Genomic DNA, 15,645 nt, shown 5'->3' on the forward strand with positions numbered 1-15,645 from the left:
GCATGGAGATAGGGATAATACGGAAATATAGAAATCATACTCTATGAAAAATGAGAAACCGATGATTATATAACGAAAAGAGGATGCATCATTTTGACACACCCTCTTTGTTTTATATAAACCGGTGTTTCATGAGCAAAACTGATACAAAAAAACGACCGGACTTTTTCAAATCCGGTCGTTACAAATTATCTTAATATTCAAATTATTCGACAATCATTACCCATCCATAAGGATCGGCTTCATCACCATACTGTATAGCACGAAGCTTGTTATACAATTTTTCGCTTATAGGACCTGGTTTACCATCCTTGGCTATTACATACGATTTATTGTTTTCAAGGTCATCAATACGCTCTATAGGGCTGATAACAGCAGCTGTACCACATGCTCCGGCTTCCTCAAACGTTTCAAGTTCTTCTTCAGCAATAGGACGACGTTCAACCTTCAGTCCCATATCCTCAGCAAGCTGCATAAGGCTTCTGTTTGTAATAGAAGGAAGGATTGATGTAGAAAGAGGAGTCACATATGTATTGTTTTTAATACCGAAGAAATTGGCAGCACCACACTCGTCGATATATTTCTTTTCTTTTGCATCCAAGTAGAATTCGCTTGCATATCCTGCATCATGAGCCATCTTGTTTGCACGAAGGCTGGCAGCATAGTTACCACCAACTTTGAATGTTCCTGTTCCAAGAGGAGCAGCACGGTCAAACTGACGGATTATAACATAAGGATTAGCAGCAAAACCACCTTTGAAATAAGGACCTACAGGAGTTACAAATACTACGAAAAGATATTCACTTGCCGGATGTACGCCTACCTGGGCACCTGTACCGATAAGCAACGGACGTATGTAAAGCGAAGCACCGCTCTCATATGGAGGAATGAAACGTTCGTTTGCCTTTACCACTTTCTTTACAGCTTCGCAAAACAGTTCTGTAGGGAATTCAGGCATAAGGATTCCGTTGCAAGTACTTTGAAGACGTTCTGCATTTGCCTGCGGACGGAACACGCGTATTTTTCCGTCTTTTCCACGATATGCCTTCAAACCTTCGAATGCTTCCTGACCATAGTGCAAACATGTTGCTGCCATGTGGATATTTAATGTTTCTTCCGAACAAAGTTCCAATTCACCCCACTTGCCGTCGCGATAATAGCAACGTACATTATAATCTGTCTTCATGTAACCGAACGACAAATTAGACCAGTCAATTTCTTTCATAACTTTATTATTTAATATTTTTATGTTCCTGATATTATAACATTGACGGCAAATGTAAGATTTTAATTTACATATTCCAATTTTTACAATAAATATTTAGACCAAAACCCTTAAATACCGGCATGTTGCTTACATTTTTCATTCCTCATCCGAATGTCCGTCATCGAGCATTTTCTTTATTTCTTCGTCTGCCTTATAAAGCTTATCCTTGCAGAACTTTATGAGTTTCTGAGCCTCCTGAAGATTTTCTCCCAACTGGTCGATATCCAGTTCGCCACTCTCTATTTTTGCCACTATCGCTTCAAGCTTCTTCATGGCTTCGGTATATGTTTCTTTTTTTGCAGCCATAATTATATCTTATTTTACTATACTTTTGAATTTTCCTGTAGCCAAAACAGTCTCCACCTCATCACCGGATTTAATCTTTGAAGCATCCCTCACTGACTTTCCATTAAGAAGAGTGATACTATAACCGCGTTTCAAAAGCTGTTCCGGAGATGCGGATTTAAGAATTCTCTCCATCAGGTCAATCTTATGAGTTTCTTTTTCCATAACGGAACGAACATACATCAACAGACGAGGAAAAACATCCAAACGATGTTGTTCTCCCAGAAAACGTTTCTGCCATGACATTACCAGACGCGAATACATACGCTCGCAACGCATATTTTCCCTTTGCAGTCTGGACTGTACCACCAACGGAATACGTGCAACAAGTCTGTTCAGACGTTCCGATTCCGAATTCAGGATGACCGGTATCTCATTACGGAGGCGTTCCGACAAATCATCAAGTCGGCTTGCCGTCTGCAACATCATGCCTATTATGTATTCGGCAGCGGCTGTAGGCGTCTTTACCCTTGTATGCGAAACCATATCAATCACAGTATCATCGCGTTCGTGCCCTATACCTGTTATAATAGGTAGTGGGAACTGTGCACAATGAGCAGCCAAATCGTATGTATCGAAACCGGACAAATCAGATGTTGCCCCTCCACCACGGATTATCACTACTACGTCCCAGTTATCTATTTCAGAATATATTCTTTCCAGAGATGATATTATGGTTTCCTCTACCCTGTCTCCCTGCATTATAGCCGGAAAAAGCTTTGTATAAAACACAAAACCGAACTTGTTGGAATGCAACTGGTTACAGAAATCACCATATCCGGCTGCAGTTGCCGAAGATATAACAGCTATCCTCTGCAAAGGTTCAGGCATTTCAAGCTCTTTGTTCATTGTCAGGATACCTTCTTCGTCAAGACGCTTCAGAATTTCCTTTCGCCTGCGCGCCATATCGCCAATAGTATATGCAGGATCAATGTCAACAACAGTAAGAGAGAAACCGTACAATTCGTGAAAGTCAACCGTAACCTTCACCATTACTTTTATTCCGGAAACAAAAGCCTGCCCTGTTTCCCGTTCGAAATAAGGACGCAAACGCATGAAAACACTACTCCAAATCACCCCTCTAGCCTTTGCTATCAAAGCATTGCTTTTAGAATCTTTTTGGACAAACTCAAGATAACAGTGTCCGGAATAATTTGAGCGCACATCGCTCAACTCCGCCTGTATCCAATATTCGTCAGGCAGAATAGAATGAAGACCTCGTCGAACCAAAGAATTCAGTTCGTATAAAGACATTGCTTCATTTTCCATCATATCTACTTGCTTTTCATCTCCTGCCCTATTCTGTATGCTTTCCACATATCCGTTATTCCATAACCGAATATATTGTCCGGATAATCATACCTGTCAGAAGAACGGTGAACCACATCGATAAGTTCCTTTACAGTAAGCCACGGACAAGCTTGCCAAAGACATGTAACAAGTCCGCAGAATATCGGCGAAGCGAAAGATGTTCCATTACCATACGATGTTCCTCCATTAGGTCCTGCTATACTAGAATGAAACCCTACCGCCATTACATCTGGTTTTATACGTCCGTCAGCCGTATTACCAACTGAAGAAAAATCAGCATTCACACCGTCTGCATTTACAGCACCTATTGTCAGTACTCCATCAGCATCTCCAGGAGGTGTAATTTTTTTCCAGCTGGATGAGCCTGAATTTCCTGCACTACATACTATAAGCATTCCCTTAGAAGAAGCGATATTGGCAGAACGCGACATAAGCGAAGTGCGTCCGTCAAGATCACGATATCTGTAATTGTCGGACACATTGTCAAAAGAATAATATCCAAGTGAAGTATTCACAACATCTGCACCTACACTGTCGGCAAACTCTACAGCTGCCGCCCAATAATCTTCCTCTGCCGGCTGTTCAGTATCATTATCCTCACTTCTGAGAAGCCAGTAAGAAGCTTCAGGAGCAGAACCAACCATTACCCTAGGCATATTTACAGCCATGCACGAAAGTACTTTCAAGCCATGGTTATGCTCGGCATATATATCAGATTCAGGATTAACAAAATCCTTTGTTCCTAAAATATGAAGCTTACGGAAAAATTTCATTTTGTCCACATTATAATATCCGGCATCTATAACCGCTATATGCATACCTTCTCCACGGAAACCGGCATTATGAAGACTGTCGCCGTGATGAATCTTTATCTGATTGGCAGCCACTCCATAATATTCGTCTGTCTTTTTCCACTTATTTGTTATTTCCTTCTTGCGATCCTTATTTCTTGGAAAAACAGTATCGGGTGAAACCCATACCTTTTTTACATCCATAACAAATGGATTTTGTCTGAATCTTTCTGCCGTTTCTTCATCCTGAGTAAGCATAAGCACAGTATTATTCCACTTACTCTGCATCAGATACTTTCCTCCCTGTTCCACCAAACGGTCAATATAGTTTTTGCATACCGGCAAATCTGTAGAGTCGATACCTATCCCCTGCCTATTTCTACGTTCCAAAGCACGTTCGGACAGAAATTCCTGCGGACGGTCAATGCTATAGGCAGTTGCAGACTTATCTCTCAATGTCACACGATATTTATATGTTTCCGAAAAAGAATGGAAATAGCCGAAAATCAGCGTACAAAAAAATATTACAGTTCTTAAATTCATAGAGTTAATGTGTTATCGGTTACAAAGATATTACAAATAAATAAGAAACAAGAATTATGGGACACAGAAAACGTCCTGTCGTTTTAATAAGAACCTCCTGTCTTTTTAATTGAAATGACAAGGAGTTTTTTAAAACATATCAACACTTCAAAAAACAAATATCAATATTTTATATATTTCTTTTTTTTGATAATATATTATTGCCTATATTTACACTTAAATATTATACAAATGAAAAATTCAGAACAAATAAAAGCCGCAGAACAATTTGCTATTGACTGGGAAAATAGGGGCTATGAAAAAGGAGAAAGCCAACCTTTTTGGTTATCATTACTATCAAAGGTATTTGGGATAAAAGAACCTGAGAAATTTATAAAATTTGAAGATCAAGTACATATTGACCATACAAGTTTTATAGATGGAACCATCCCTTCTACACATGTACTTATTGAACAAAAAGGCATAGGCAAAGATCTAAATAAACCTATAAAACAGAGTGACGGCAGTTTACTAACCCCTTTTCAACAAGCCAAAAGATATGCTGCAGAACTTCCTTATTCTGAACGCCCAAGATGGATTGTAACATGCAATTTTGCTGAGTTCTATATTTACGATATGGAACGCCCGAATGGAGAACCTGAAAAAATTCTTCTTAAAGACTTAAAGAAAGAATTCTACAGACTGAATTTTCTTGTAGAAACCGAAAATCAACATATCAAAAAAGAAACAGAAGTATCTTTACAAGCAGGTGAATTAGTAGGAAAAATATATGATTTATTACTCGCTCAATACAAAGACCCTGAAAGCCCTGAAACTCTGAAAAGCCTAAACAAGTTATGTGTACGACTTGTTTTCTGTCTTTATGCTGAAGATTCTGGAATTTTTGATCATCACAATGCATTTTATGACTATTTAATTCACTTTGATGCTATACACACAAGAAAAGCACTTATTGAATTATTTAGAATATTAGATACGAAAATAGAAGATAGAGACCCGTATCTTGAGGAAGATTTGAAATCATTTCCTTATGTTAACGGCGGACTATTTGCCGATGAAAACATTGAGATACCACAAATTACAGAAGAAATACGCACATTATTGTTAAAAAATGCCAGTGAAGAGTTTGATTGGAGCGACATATCACCTACTATTTTTGGAGCAGTTTTCGAAAGTACATTAAATCCGGAAACAAGGCATAATGGCGGAATGCATTATACCAGTATAGAAAACATACACAAAGTAATAGACCCTCTTTTCCTTACCAAACTTAAAAAAGAACTAGAAGAAATAAAAAACATTTCTTCTTTTAATTCTCGCAAGCAAAAAGCTGAAAAGTTCCAAAACAAATTATCATCCTTGACTTTTCTGGACCCTGCCTGCGGTTCCGGCAATTTCCTTACTGAAACTTATCTCTCATTGAGAAGACTGGAAAATGAAGCAATAAAAATAATGTATTTTGGTCAAGGTATGATTGGAGAGTTCAAAGATCCGGTTAAGGTCAATATACATCAATTTTATGGCATTGAAATAAATGATTTTGCTGTTTCAGTAGCAAAAACAGCTCTTTGGATAGCTGAATCGCAAATGTTAAAAGAAACCAGTCAAATTGTACAATACGATATCGACTTTCTTCCATTAAAATCATACAATAACATATTTGAGGCGAATGCTTTGAGAATAGACTGGAATACAGTTGTTTCAAATAACGCATTGACATATATTATAGGAAATCCTCCATTTGTCGGGGCTAGAAAAATGGAACAAAATGGTGAACAAAAACAAGACATAAAATTCATTTTCGGCAACATTAAAGATGTACAAGACTTGGATTATGTAGCTTGTTGGTATAAAAAGGCTGTAGAATATATACAGGGAACAAATATTGAAACGGTTTTTGTTTCTACAAACTCAATATGCCAAGGTGCCCAAGTTCCAATTTTATGGGGAGTATTGTATAGTTACGGTATTCATATCAACTTTGCATATCAAACCTTTCGTTGGGACAGTGAAGCTACAATAAAAGCGGCTGTACATTGTATCATAGTAAGTTTTTCACAATTTGAGAGAAAAGAAAAACTGTTATTTTCAAGTAATGGCAATTATAAAATAGTCAATAATATAAGTCCTTATCTTTTACAAGGACCTGACCGTTTTGTTACGGCACAAAAGACTCCTATCTGTAATGTTCCTAAAATGAACTTTGGAAACCAGCCAAGAGATGGAGGACACTTGATTGTCAATCAAGACGAAATAGACGCTATACTGAACAATAAAGATCATGCAAAAATATGGTTAAGGCCATATATAGGTGCAGATGAATTTATAAAAGGGAAAAAGAGATGGTGTTTTTGGCTGAAACAAGCAACTCCTACAGACATTAAAAACAGTAAAATATTATATAGCCGGGTAGAAGCTGTCCAAAAGTTCAGACTTGAGTCTAAGGCTAAAACCACTAACGGATATGCCAAAGTTCCTCATCTTTTTGCACAGATAACACAACCTGATGATACGGATTTCATGATTATTCCTTGTGTCTCATCTGAAAACAGAAAATACATACCAATAGGATTTGCTGATAAAAATATAATAGCAAGCAATGCTGTACAAATTATACCTAACGCAACACTATATCATTTCGGGGTATTGACTTCAAACGTTCACATGGCTTGGATGCGTATTGTAGCAGGAAGATTAGAAATGAGATATAGATATTCAAAAGAAATAGTATATAATACATTTCCATGGCCAACACCTAATGAAAAACAACGTGCAAAAATAGAAGCAACCGCAGAGGCTATATTGAAAGCAAGGGAACTTTACCCAGACAGTTCTTATTCCGATTTATATAATGAGGTAACCATGCCTTTAGAGCTGAGAAAAGCACACCAACAAAATGATAAGGCTGTAATGGAAGCCTACGGTTTTTCTATAAAGGAAACTACTGAATCAAATTGTGTTGCTGAATTAATGAAAATGTATCAGAAAATACTAAAAGACAAATAAGATATATTTATGAACAACAGAATCACAGAACTTTTCGGCATAAAATATCCTATCATTTCAGGAGGTATGGTTTGGTGCAGTGGATGGGAACTTGCATCAGCAGTAAGCAATGCAGGAGGACTTGGACTTATAGGTGCAGGCTCAATGTATCCTGAAATTTTGAGAGAGCATATCCAGAAATGCAAGGCTGCAACCGATAAGCCTTTCGGAGTAAACATTCCATTGATTTCAAAATATTCGGAAGAGCTGATAAAGGTTGTGATAGAAGAAAAAGTCCCGATAGTTTTCACTTCTGCCGGAAACCCGAAAACTTGGACTGGCATACTGCACGAAAACAAAATTAAAGTCGCTCACGTAGTGGCAAGCACCCGGTTTGCACTTAAATGTCAGGAAGCTGGAGTAGATGCCGTAGTGGCAGAAGGTTTCGAGGCAGGAGGACATAACGGAAAGGAAGAAACCACAACAATGGTTCTGATACCTCAAATCAGAAAACACTTGGACATTCCTTTGATAGCGGCTGGAGGTATCGCAACTGGAGAAGCCATGCTCGCCGCATTCGCTTTAGGTGCAGAAGGCGTACAAGTAGGAACACGGTTTGCCATAACAAAAGAAAGTTCGGCTAATGAGAGTTTCAAAAAATTGTGCACAGAACTGAATGAGGGAGATACTATGCTGGCCTTGAAAAAACTTGTACCTACACGATTGATAAAAAACGATTTCTACCGTAAAATAGAAGCTGCAGAGAACCGTGGAGCCTCGGCCGAAGAACTGTCAGAAATTTTAGGCAAAGGAAGAGCCATGAAAGGTATATTCGAGGGTGATTTATCAGCAGGTGAACTTGAAATTGGCCAGGTGTCGTGTCTGATAAACGACATTCCTTCTGCTGAAGAAGTTATACAGAGTATGATAAATGAATACAATGAAGGCATAAAGTATCTTTCATTAATATAAAGAAATGACTTTCTGTTTGCAAGTAAGTAGAGTATAAAAAAGCAGAACTACTCACCTGCAGACAGAAAGCCACATAACAAAAAACTTTATCTAACTACTATTTCATCGGTAAACAGTACCCCACCAAACTTATCGCTAGCCAATGCTTGATAACGTACATATCTGCCATTAGCTGTTCCTGTCCAGCCGAAGTTCTTGAAAGAAACCTCATCGTCTCTCACAACTTCATGATCAATTTCAGACAATACGGTAAAGTTCTCACCGTCTGAAGACACAGAAATTATAACCTTGGCAGGCATAAACACTTCCGGACCGAAAATCTGCATAAAGTCGGCCGCTACCGAATGTATTTCTGTTTCTTTTTCCAAATCAATCACAACATCTACCCTATTCTTTGTTACAAATCCTTGCCATAACTGGTCATTATAATTCCAGCCTCCACGAAGACCGTCAGTAAGGGTCGCCTCTCCATTCGCAGGATAGTTATTCCAATATGGAGCATTGTATTTCACTTTCTTACCTAAAGCAAGATGTTCTACAGGAGCCTGAGCCTCTTTACGGTTACCTATCTCATTTTTCAGGTCGAATGGATTATAACCTTTCTGTTTGAGTTCATCAACTATCTTCAAGGCACGTGTATGGAAATCATCCCAAGAACGATTTTCCTGTTTGGACCATGCAACTTCCGCCAAAGCTATCATTCGCGGATAAAGCATATATTCCACATGTTCTTCAGTAGGCACATACTCTGTCCATAGATTGGCCTGAACACCATATATAAGTTCTTTTTCAGAAGCTGAAAGAGAATCAGGCACAGGGTTATAGCTATAAACCTTACTCAACGGAAGATATCCACCAATAGCTTCAGGCTGTGAATACGGCGCATCCTGATAACCGTCAAGATAGCAATACTGTCCGGGGGACATAATTGTTTTCTGACCAGCCTTAACAGCTTTTAGTCCACCCTCTGTTCCTCTCCATGACATTACCGTTGCATTCGGAGCAAGTCCTCCTTCAAGAATTTCATCCCATCCCAAAAGGTTACGTCCATGACTGTTCAAAAATTTCTCCATACGATGTATCATATAACTCTGAAGTTCATTCACATCCTTCAGCCCTTCCTTTTTCATACGGGCCTGACACAGCTTACATGTTTTCCAGGATGCTTTTCCTGCCTCATCACCACCAATATGGATATACTCGGAAGGGAATATTTCCATCACTTCGAGAAGTACATTTTCCAGAAACTCGAAAACTTTCTCATTACCTACACAGAAATCAGCCTGCTTGTATGGAACATGTGTGCACGACAGTTCAGGATATGCAGTAAGCACCTCTTCCGAATGTGCAGGCATCTCTATTTCCGGAATAATAGTAATATATTTCTGAGCCGCATATTCTACAAGTTCACGCATTTCATCCTGAGTATAAAATCCTCCCTGTGCTCTAGGGTCTGATTGTTCACAATATTTTCTGTCACCGTTCCACCACTCTTTCCATACAGTCTGTGGACGCCATGCAGCAAACTCTGTAAGACGTGGGTATTTCTTTATTTCAAGTCTCCAGCCGGCAGCATCTGTGAGATGCAGATGAAGACGGTTTATCTTGTAATATGCAAGAAGATCAATCTGCTTCTTTACAAACTCTTTACCATAGAAATGACGTGAGACACATCAAGCATCATACCTCTATACTGAAAACGTGGTTCATCCTTTATTTCTATAAAAGGGATATCCGAAGACTCAGCTGCCATTTGCAATAGTGTCTGAACACCATAGAACAATCCGGCTCCGGACAAAGCTTCAATTTTCACTCCTTTTCTATCGACTGAAAGTCTATAACCTTCGGAAGAAGTCATACCATCCAGCGATGGAACGACTTTCAATAAAATCCGATTATCACCTTCTTCTGTATCAGATGATTTTATATTCAAAGGTGAAGCAAGAAAATAAGAAGTAAGATTACTCTTGTCAATCTACGGAGCATCAACAGTAAATGTAGTAGAAGAATTAAGCTTGAATGCTCCATTATGCCATTTTACTTCAGAAGGAACCGGAGTTACCGACAACTTCCCATCAACAACTTTCTCCGCACATGACATCTGATTCATCAACATAAGCACTGCCAAAGCTGAGAAGCAAATAAATGAGATTTTTTTCTTTAGATTCATATAAGTTAGTTTAGGTATTTTTCTAATCAAAAAAATGAGGTAAAGAATGCTACATAACAAACTACCACTCTTTACCCCATAATAAAATGAATAATGTTATTCTATTGTAAGTTCATCTACAAACAAGAAACCAGGATTTCCCTTTCCACCATGCCATGAAGGTATGCTGTGTTCTGCCAATGCCTTAACCCTGACGTAACGGGTCTTGACAGGAGAGAATTTAAGATGATGAACATAAATCTTATTCGCATCAGTTTCCTTCATTGCCGGATAAGATTCTGAATACACCTCCTTGAAAGTCTTGTTGTCATCCGAAACAGAGACAGTAATACCTCTTGTATCAAAAATCCAGTCACCTTTTTCAACGAGTGTACGTATCCTTAATGAGGATATTTCCGTAATATCCTTCAAATCAATTACAGCTTCCAAATCGTTCTTATAAAATCCCAGCCAACGGCCTGTCTTATAATTCATATTGCCGGTCATACCATCAACCAATACAGTTTCACCTGTGAATTTATACTGCTTGTTAATAGGCTGAAGCATTGTTATAGGCTTCATAGATGATTTGCTGAAAGTAATAGTATCTGTAGTGACATGAGATTTTCCGTTAGGACGTATAGCAACTGTTCTCAATACACAAGGCTTGTTTATTTTCACCACATCAGTGTAAAGCTGAGACTGCTCTGTAGGCTCAGTTCCATCCAAAGTATAATAAACAGGAGCATTATCCAATGTACGTACTGATGCATCAAGCGTACCACTTTCCATATCAGGAGTAAGAGTCAGCATCACATCGAATATATGTTTTGCATAATTCCATCCATTAAGTTCATAAATATCAACAAGTCTCACCAGTCTCTTAAGGAACTCATCATAATTCTTCTTTTCAGGAGCACACCATTGAGACTCGCAAAGTGCAGCCATACGAGGAAGTACCATATATTCGGCCTGACTGAAAACAGGAATATATTCTGTCCAAAGATTAGCCTGTACTCCAATGATATATTTCTGTTCCTCAGGAGTAAGTGAAGAAGGCATAGGCTCATAGCTGTAAACACGCTCCATAGGAAGGTATCCACCTATAGCCAAAGGCTCAGTATCTGTATCTTTAGACTGGTAATAGTCAAAATACAAATATGTATTAGGAGTCATGATAACATTATGTTTCTGTTTGGCAGCTTCAATACCACCACCTTCACCGCGCCATGACATTACTGTAGCGTTAGGAGCAAGACCACCTTCAAGAGTTTCGTCCCAACCAATCATCTGACGTCCTTTTGAATTCAAGAATTCTTCAGCTTCATGTATGACATAACTCTGCAAGCGCTCTTCTTTTGTATGCTTTTTATCTGTCTTCAGTCCTAAAGCCTTAATTCTTGCCTGACATTTAGGACATTTTGCCCACTGTATCTTAGGACATTCATCACCACCTACATGTATATATTCAGAAGGGAATATCTCAATGATTTCAGCCAATACATCCTTTATAAACTCTATAGTCTTGTCATTTCCGGCACAAAGAACATTGTCCGAAACTCCCCATTGTGTCCACACTTCGTACGGTCCTCCAGTACATCCCAGTTCAGGATATGCAGCCAACGCTCCAAGCATATGACCTGGAAGATCTATTTCAGGAATTACTGTGATATATCTCTTTGCTGCATAGTCCACAATCTCCTTTGCCTGCTCCTGAGTATAGAAACCTCCGTATGGTTTTCCATCATATTTACCTGAATTACGTCCAATAACAGTTTCTTTACGGTAGGCACCAACCTCAGTAAGTTTTGGATATTTCTTTATTTCTATACGCCATCCCTGATCTTCGGACAAATGCCAGTGGAAACGGTTGATATTATGAAGTGCCAGAATATCAATATAAGTCTTTATTTCATCCATCGTAAAGAAATGGCGACCAACATCCAGCATCATTCCACGATAACTGAACCTTGGTTTATCTACAATGTCAACGGCAGGAAGTTCTATTGCAGATGCTTTATTTACAGAAACTGATTTACGCAAAGTCTGTATTCCGTAGAATACACCGGCCTCTGTCGGCGCACTTATCACGACATTATCTCCTGTAACTTTCAACTGATAAGCTTCAGGATTTGCATTATCCAAGCCAAGTTGAAGAGATATTCCTCCACTCTTTCCCTCACCTTCCTGAGTTTTAAGTTCTATACCTGTCTGTTCCCTGATATATGAAGCCAAGAATTCCGCATTCCGCTTCATCTTCTCATTTCCGGCGGTATAATAAATACTGACACCATTCTTAAGTAAAAAAGGAGACTGCTGAACAGCAGAAATTTCCAGAGGTATTGGTACTACTTGATAGTCAGCTTTTGCTGTTTCTCCGGACGTGCAAGATGAGAATATCACACCAGCAAACGTCAATCCCAGTAAACTGGTTTTAATGATTGATTTCATGTTGATTATATTAAAGTTGGTAAAAAATGTCTTTCAGAATATAGATAAATTGCGTAATAGAAATAAAAGTAGTAAAAACTTTCTGAAAGTCCATATTTTAGAACGTATTTTATAAAATACGATTTTAATCAAAAATTATTTTAAGAAATTTTCAATATATGAACTCTCCAAAACTTAACATTACAATGCCCTGCCGTTTATTAAATTAAACAGCATACTCATTATCATCTAATGATTACATTTTGCTCAAATCATTATATTCTGAAACACATTACCACTATGCCTCTCTCTCTTTACTCCTGAATTGAGTAGGCGTCATACCAATATACTGTTTGAATATTGTACTGAAATACTTAGAAGAAGTAAATCCGGACATCTCAGATATTTCGGTAAAACTAAGGTCTGTTGATTTTATAAGATTCATTGCATATTCCAGCCTAATTCTATTTATATACTCACTACCACTTACATCTGTCACTGATTTCAATTTATTATAGAAAGAGGTTCTGCTCATTCCTATAGATGCGCTTATTAGGTTTATATCAAGATCCGGATTACTGATATTCTCTTTTATAACCTCATTAAGTTTCTTTATAAATATTTCATCGGCATTGCCCAAGTTCTTGTTTTCCATTTCAGGAACTGCAGAAAAATTCATATAAAACTGTTTTGTCTGTTTTCTGTTTCTAAGCAACCCCTTAATCACTTCTAACAGAGTCTCGATATCGAAAGGTTTGGAAATATATGTATCAGCACCAACTTCATATCCTCTTTTCTTACTATGTTCATCATCCCTTGCAGTAAGTAAAATTACCGGTATATGGCACATATCTTTGTTTTTCTTTATCCTACTACATAATTCATATCCATCCATTTCAGGCATCATGACATCGCTGACTATTATACTAGGCATATTTCGTGATATAACATTTAAAGCCTCAACACCATTAGAAGCTGTAAGTATGGTTTTAAACTTACCATTCAACATCAAGGCAGAGAAAAAACTTTTGGAGGAACATAGTAAAAAGTTAGCCAAACACCTTCAAAAGAATGAAGGTATTTGGCTATCAAGTTTTTGGACGAAAATTATGATGTCCTTTTTTATATTTTACACTATTCTACTTCTTATTTACGCTTACATAAAATAAAGTCCAAAGTATATATTGGATATTGTAAAATCCCTAAAAATAGGTATTGCCGGATAAATTTAAGCCCCGTACATTTGCAGAAACAAAATCAGAAACATTGTTCATTATAAATGCAAGTGCTGAAAGAGGACATACGTGGTCGGATATTGACGATTGCCAGGCAGCAATTCGAGAAGAAAGGCTATTCCAAAACTTCCATGCGCGAAATAGCGGAGTTAGCTGGGGTTGGTGTCGGGAATATCTATAACTACTTCACAAGCAAAGATGAATTATTCCATGAAGTGGTCCGTCCTGTTTTGTGCGCTTTGGAAGCCATGCTGCAAGAACACCACGGCATACGGGGCGAAGATATTATGATGATGCGGTCGGAAAAATACCTGAAATCCTGCATTGATGAATATGTTTCGCTTATAGACAAACACCGTTCGCTAATGGAAATACTGTTGTTCCGTGCGCAAGGTTCTTCATTGGAACGCTTCCGTGAGAATTATACCGACCGTTCCACGGAATTGGTTAAGGCGTGGTTCGCGTCCATGCAGCGGAAACATCCCGAAATCAATACGGCTGTGTCCGATTTTATCATTCATTTGCATACGGTATGGATGTTCACGATGTTCGAGGAGCTATTGATGCATTCCGTACCCAGGCAAGAGATGGAGGCTATTTTGCACGATTATATTCTGTTTGAAATCCAAGGTTGGAGGGCTATTATCAAGATATGAGATACAGACAACGTACATACGAACATTCAACCGCATCAGAACGGTTGGTAAGGAGGAAATCTTCACGGAGGTTTCCTCCTTTTTTTATGAACAATTCTGAATATCGTTCACTATTAAACACTCCAAAAATATGAGACAGAAATACAAGTTTAAGAGTATTGTAGCGGAAACATTGCTTATTCCGCTATACATGAGAGCCAAAGAAAGTCGCCGGAATAATCCCATTCTATATGACAAGGCTGCGGAATGGCTGGCGGACAGTTTGGAATACGATTATTCCAAGTTCGACGGGGCAAAGTTGAGCGAAGTGGGATGCGTGGTGCGTGGATGGTATTTTGACTGCGCTGTGCGCCGATTTATTAAAGCACATTCGCATCCGGTCGTGGTCAATGTGGGATGTGGACTGGATACCCGTTTCCAGCGTATCGGAAGTCAGAAAGCAGTCTTTTATGATTTGGATTTGCCTGAGGTCATTGCTCTACGCCGGGAATTGATACCCGAACAGCCGGACAATGTCTATATTGAAGCGTCTTTGTTGGAGACCGACTGGATGGATGACCTGCGCCGGAAGCACCCCGAAGCAGAATTTATCTTCATCGTGGAGGGGGTACTGATGTACTTCTACGAGAAGCAAGTAAAATCCTTCCTGCATCACGTGGCAAACCGTTTCGGGGGAGGTGAATTGTGGTTTGACGTGTGCGGCACGATAATGAGCCGACATGGTGTGAAGCCCGATTCGCTCCGCAAACACGAGGCTCAAATCCGTTCCGGCATAAGCAACGGGTATGTGGTGGAACAATGGGAACCGTCTTTAAAGCTCATTGAACAGGCTAACTATATGAAGTTCTTCCGTTCACGCTGGGGATTCTTCTTCGGGCAGATATTGGGGCGCATCCCTTGGCTCTGCTACAAATTCAGTTCATTGCTCGGATATAAAATCACATCAAAATAGCGTAATAAC

Annotated in this window: 10 protein-coding genes and 1 pseudogene; 4 read left to right on the forward strand and 7 right to left on the reverse strand. The window is 38.8% G+C overall.

Annotated features, from left to right (window positions below; translation table 11 throughout):
• Positions 1-205: 205 nt before the first annotated feature.
• The 4 genes from H6A61_RS03890 to H6A61_RS03905 all read right to left on the reverse strand — a co-directional run bounded on the left by H6A61_RS03890 (position 206) and on the right by H6A61_RS03905 (position 4,257).
• Positions 206-1,225, reverse strand: coding sequence for a branched-chain amino acid aminotransferase (locus tag H6A61_RS03890; RefSeq protein ID WP_204391161.1), 1,020 nt, complete (start codon positions 1,223-1,225; stop codon positions 206-208).
• 138 nt (positions 1,226-1,363) lie between these two features.
• The gene (gene xseB / locus H6A61_RS03895; RefSeq protein WP_154045054.1) at positions 1,364-1,573 is read right to left on the reverse strand and encodes an exodeoxyribonuclease VII small subunit; all 210 of its coding nucleotides are present in this window, start codon (positions 1,571-1,573) and stop codon (positions 1,364-1,366) included.
• Between the two features lie 9 nt (positions 1,574-1,582).
• Positions 1,583-2,881: an exodeoxyribonuclease VII large subunit gene (xseA, locus tag H6A61_RS03900; protein ID WP_204391268.1), complete on the reverse strand. Its 1,299-nt coding sequence runs from the start codon at positions 2,879-2,881 to the stop codon at positions 1,583-1,585.
• Between the two features lie 5 nt (positions 2,882-2,886).
• A complete protein-coding gene (locus H6A61_RS03905) occupies positions 2,887-4,257 on the reverse strand; it encodes a S8 family peptidase (RefSeq protein WP_204391163.1) in 1,371 nt (456 codons plus the stop codon).
• Positions 4,258-4,488: 231 nt separating this feature from the next.
• On the opposite strand from H6A61_RS03905, the gene H6A61_RS15915 reads away from it, so the two are divergent.
• Both H6A61_RS15915 and H6A61_RS03915 read left to right on the forward strand, forming a co-directional pair.
• Positions 4,489-7,263 carry a DNA methyltransferase gene (locus H6A61_RS15915; RefSeq protein ID WP_239469099.1) on the forward strand — a complete coding sequence of 925 codons (2,775 nt, stop codon included), beginning with the start codon at positions 4,489-4,491 and terminating at the stop codon, positions 7,261-7,263.
• A 9-nt stretch (positions 7,264-7,272) separates the two neighbouring features.
• On the forward strand, positions 7,273-8,214 hold the full coding sequence (locus tag H6A61_RS03915; protein WP_204391170.1) for an NAD(P)H-dependent flavin oxidoreductase: 942 nt from the start codon (positions 7,273-7,275) through the stop codon (positions 8,212-8,214).
• An 86-nt stretch (positions 8,215-8,300) separates the two neighbouring features.
• On the opposite strand, the pseudogene H6A61_RS03920 reads toward H6A61_RS03915, so the two are convergent.
• The 3 genes and pseudogenes from H6A61_RS03920 to H6A61_RS03935 all read right to left on the reverse strand — a co-directional run bounded on the left by H6A61_RS03920 (position 8,301) and on the right by H6A61_RS03935 (position 13,802).
• Positions 8,301-10,330: pseudogene (locus H6A61_RS03920) on the reverse strand (glycoside hydrolase family 20 protein).
• 150 nt (positions 10,331-10,480) lie between these two features.
• Entirely contained in the window at positions 10,481-12,814 is a 2,334-nt protein-coding gene (locus tag H6A61_RS03930) for a glycoside hydrolase family 20 protein (protein WP_204391174.1), read from the reverse strand.
• 277 nt (positions 12,815-13,091) lie between these two features.
• A complete protein-coding gene (locus H6A61_RS03935) occupies positions 13,092-13,802 on the reverse strand; it encodes a response regulator transcription factor (RefSeq protein WP_204391176.1) in 711 nt (236 codons plus the stop codon).
• Positions 13,803-14,072: 270 nt separating this feature from the next.
• Between H6A61_RS03935 and H6A61_RS03940 the strand changes: the two genes are divergently transcribed.
• Both H6A61_RS03940 and H6A61_RS03945 read left to right on the forward strand, forming a co-directional pair.
• Complete coding sequence (locus tag H6A61_RS03940; protein WP_025277673.1) at positions 14,073-14,684, forward strand: TetR/AcrR family transcriptional regulator; 612 nt, start codon at positions 14,073-14,075, stop codon at positions 14,682-14,684.
• A 130-nt stretch (positions 14,685-14,814) separates the two neighbouring features.
• Positions 14,815-15,636 carry a class I SAM-dependent methyltransferase gene (locus H6A61_RS03945; protein ID WP_204391177.1) on the forward strand — a complete coding sequence of 274 codons (822 nt, stop codon included), beginning with the start codon at positions 14,815-14,817 and terminating at the stop codon, positions 15,634-15,636.
• Positions 15,637-15,645: the final 9 nt, after the last annotated feature.

Origin of the sequence: Bacteroides caecigallinarum (assembly GCF_016901995.1) — a bacterium.
In the GTDB taxonomy this organism is placed as follows: domain Bacteria; phylum Bacteroidota; class Bacteroidia; order Bacteroidales; family Bacteroidaceae; genus Phocaeicola; species Phocaeicola cellulolyticus.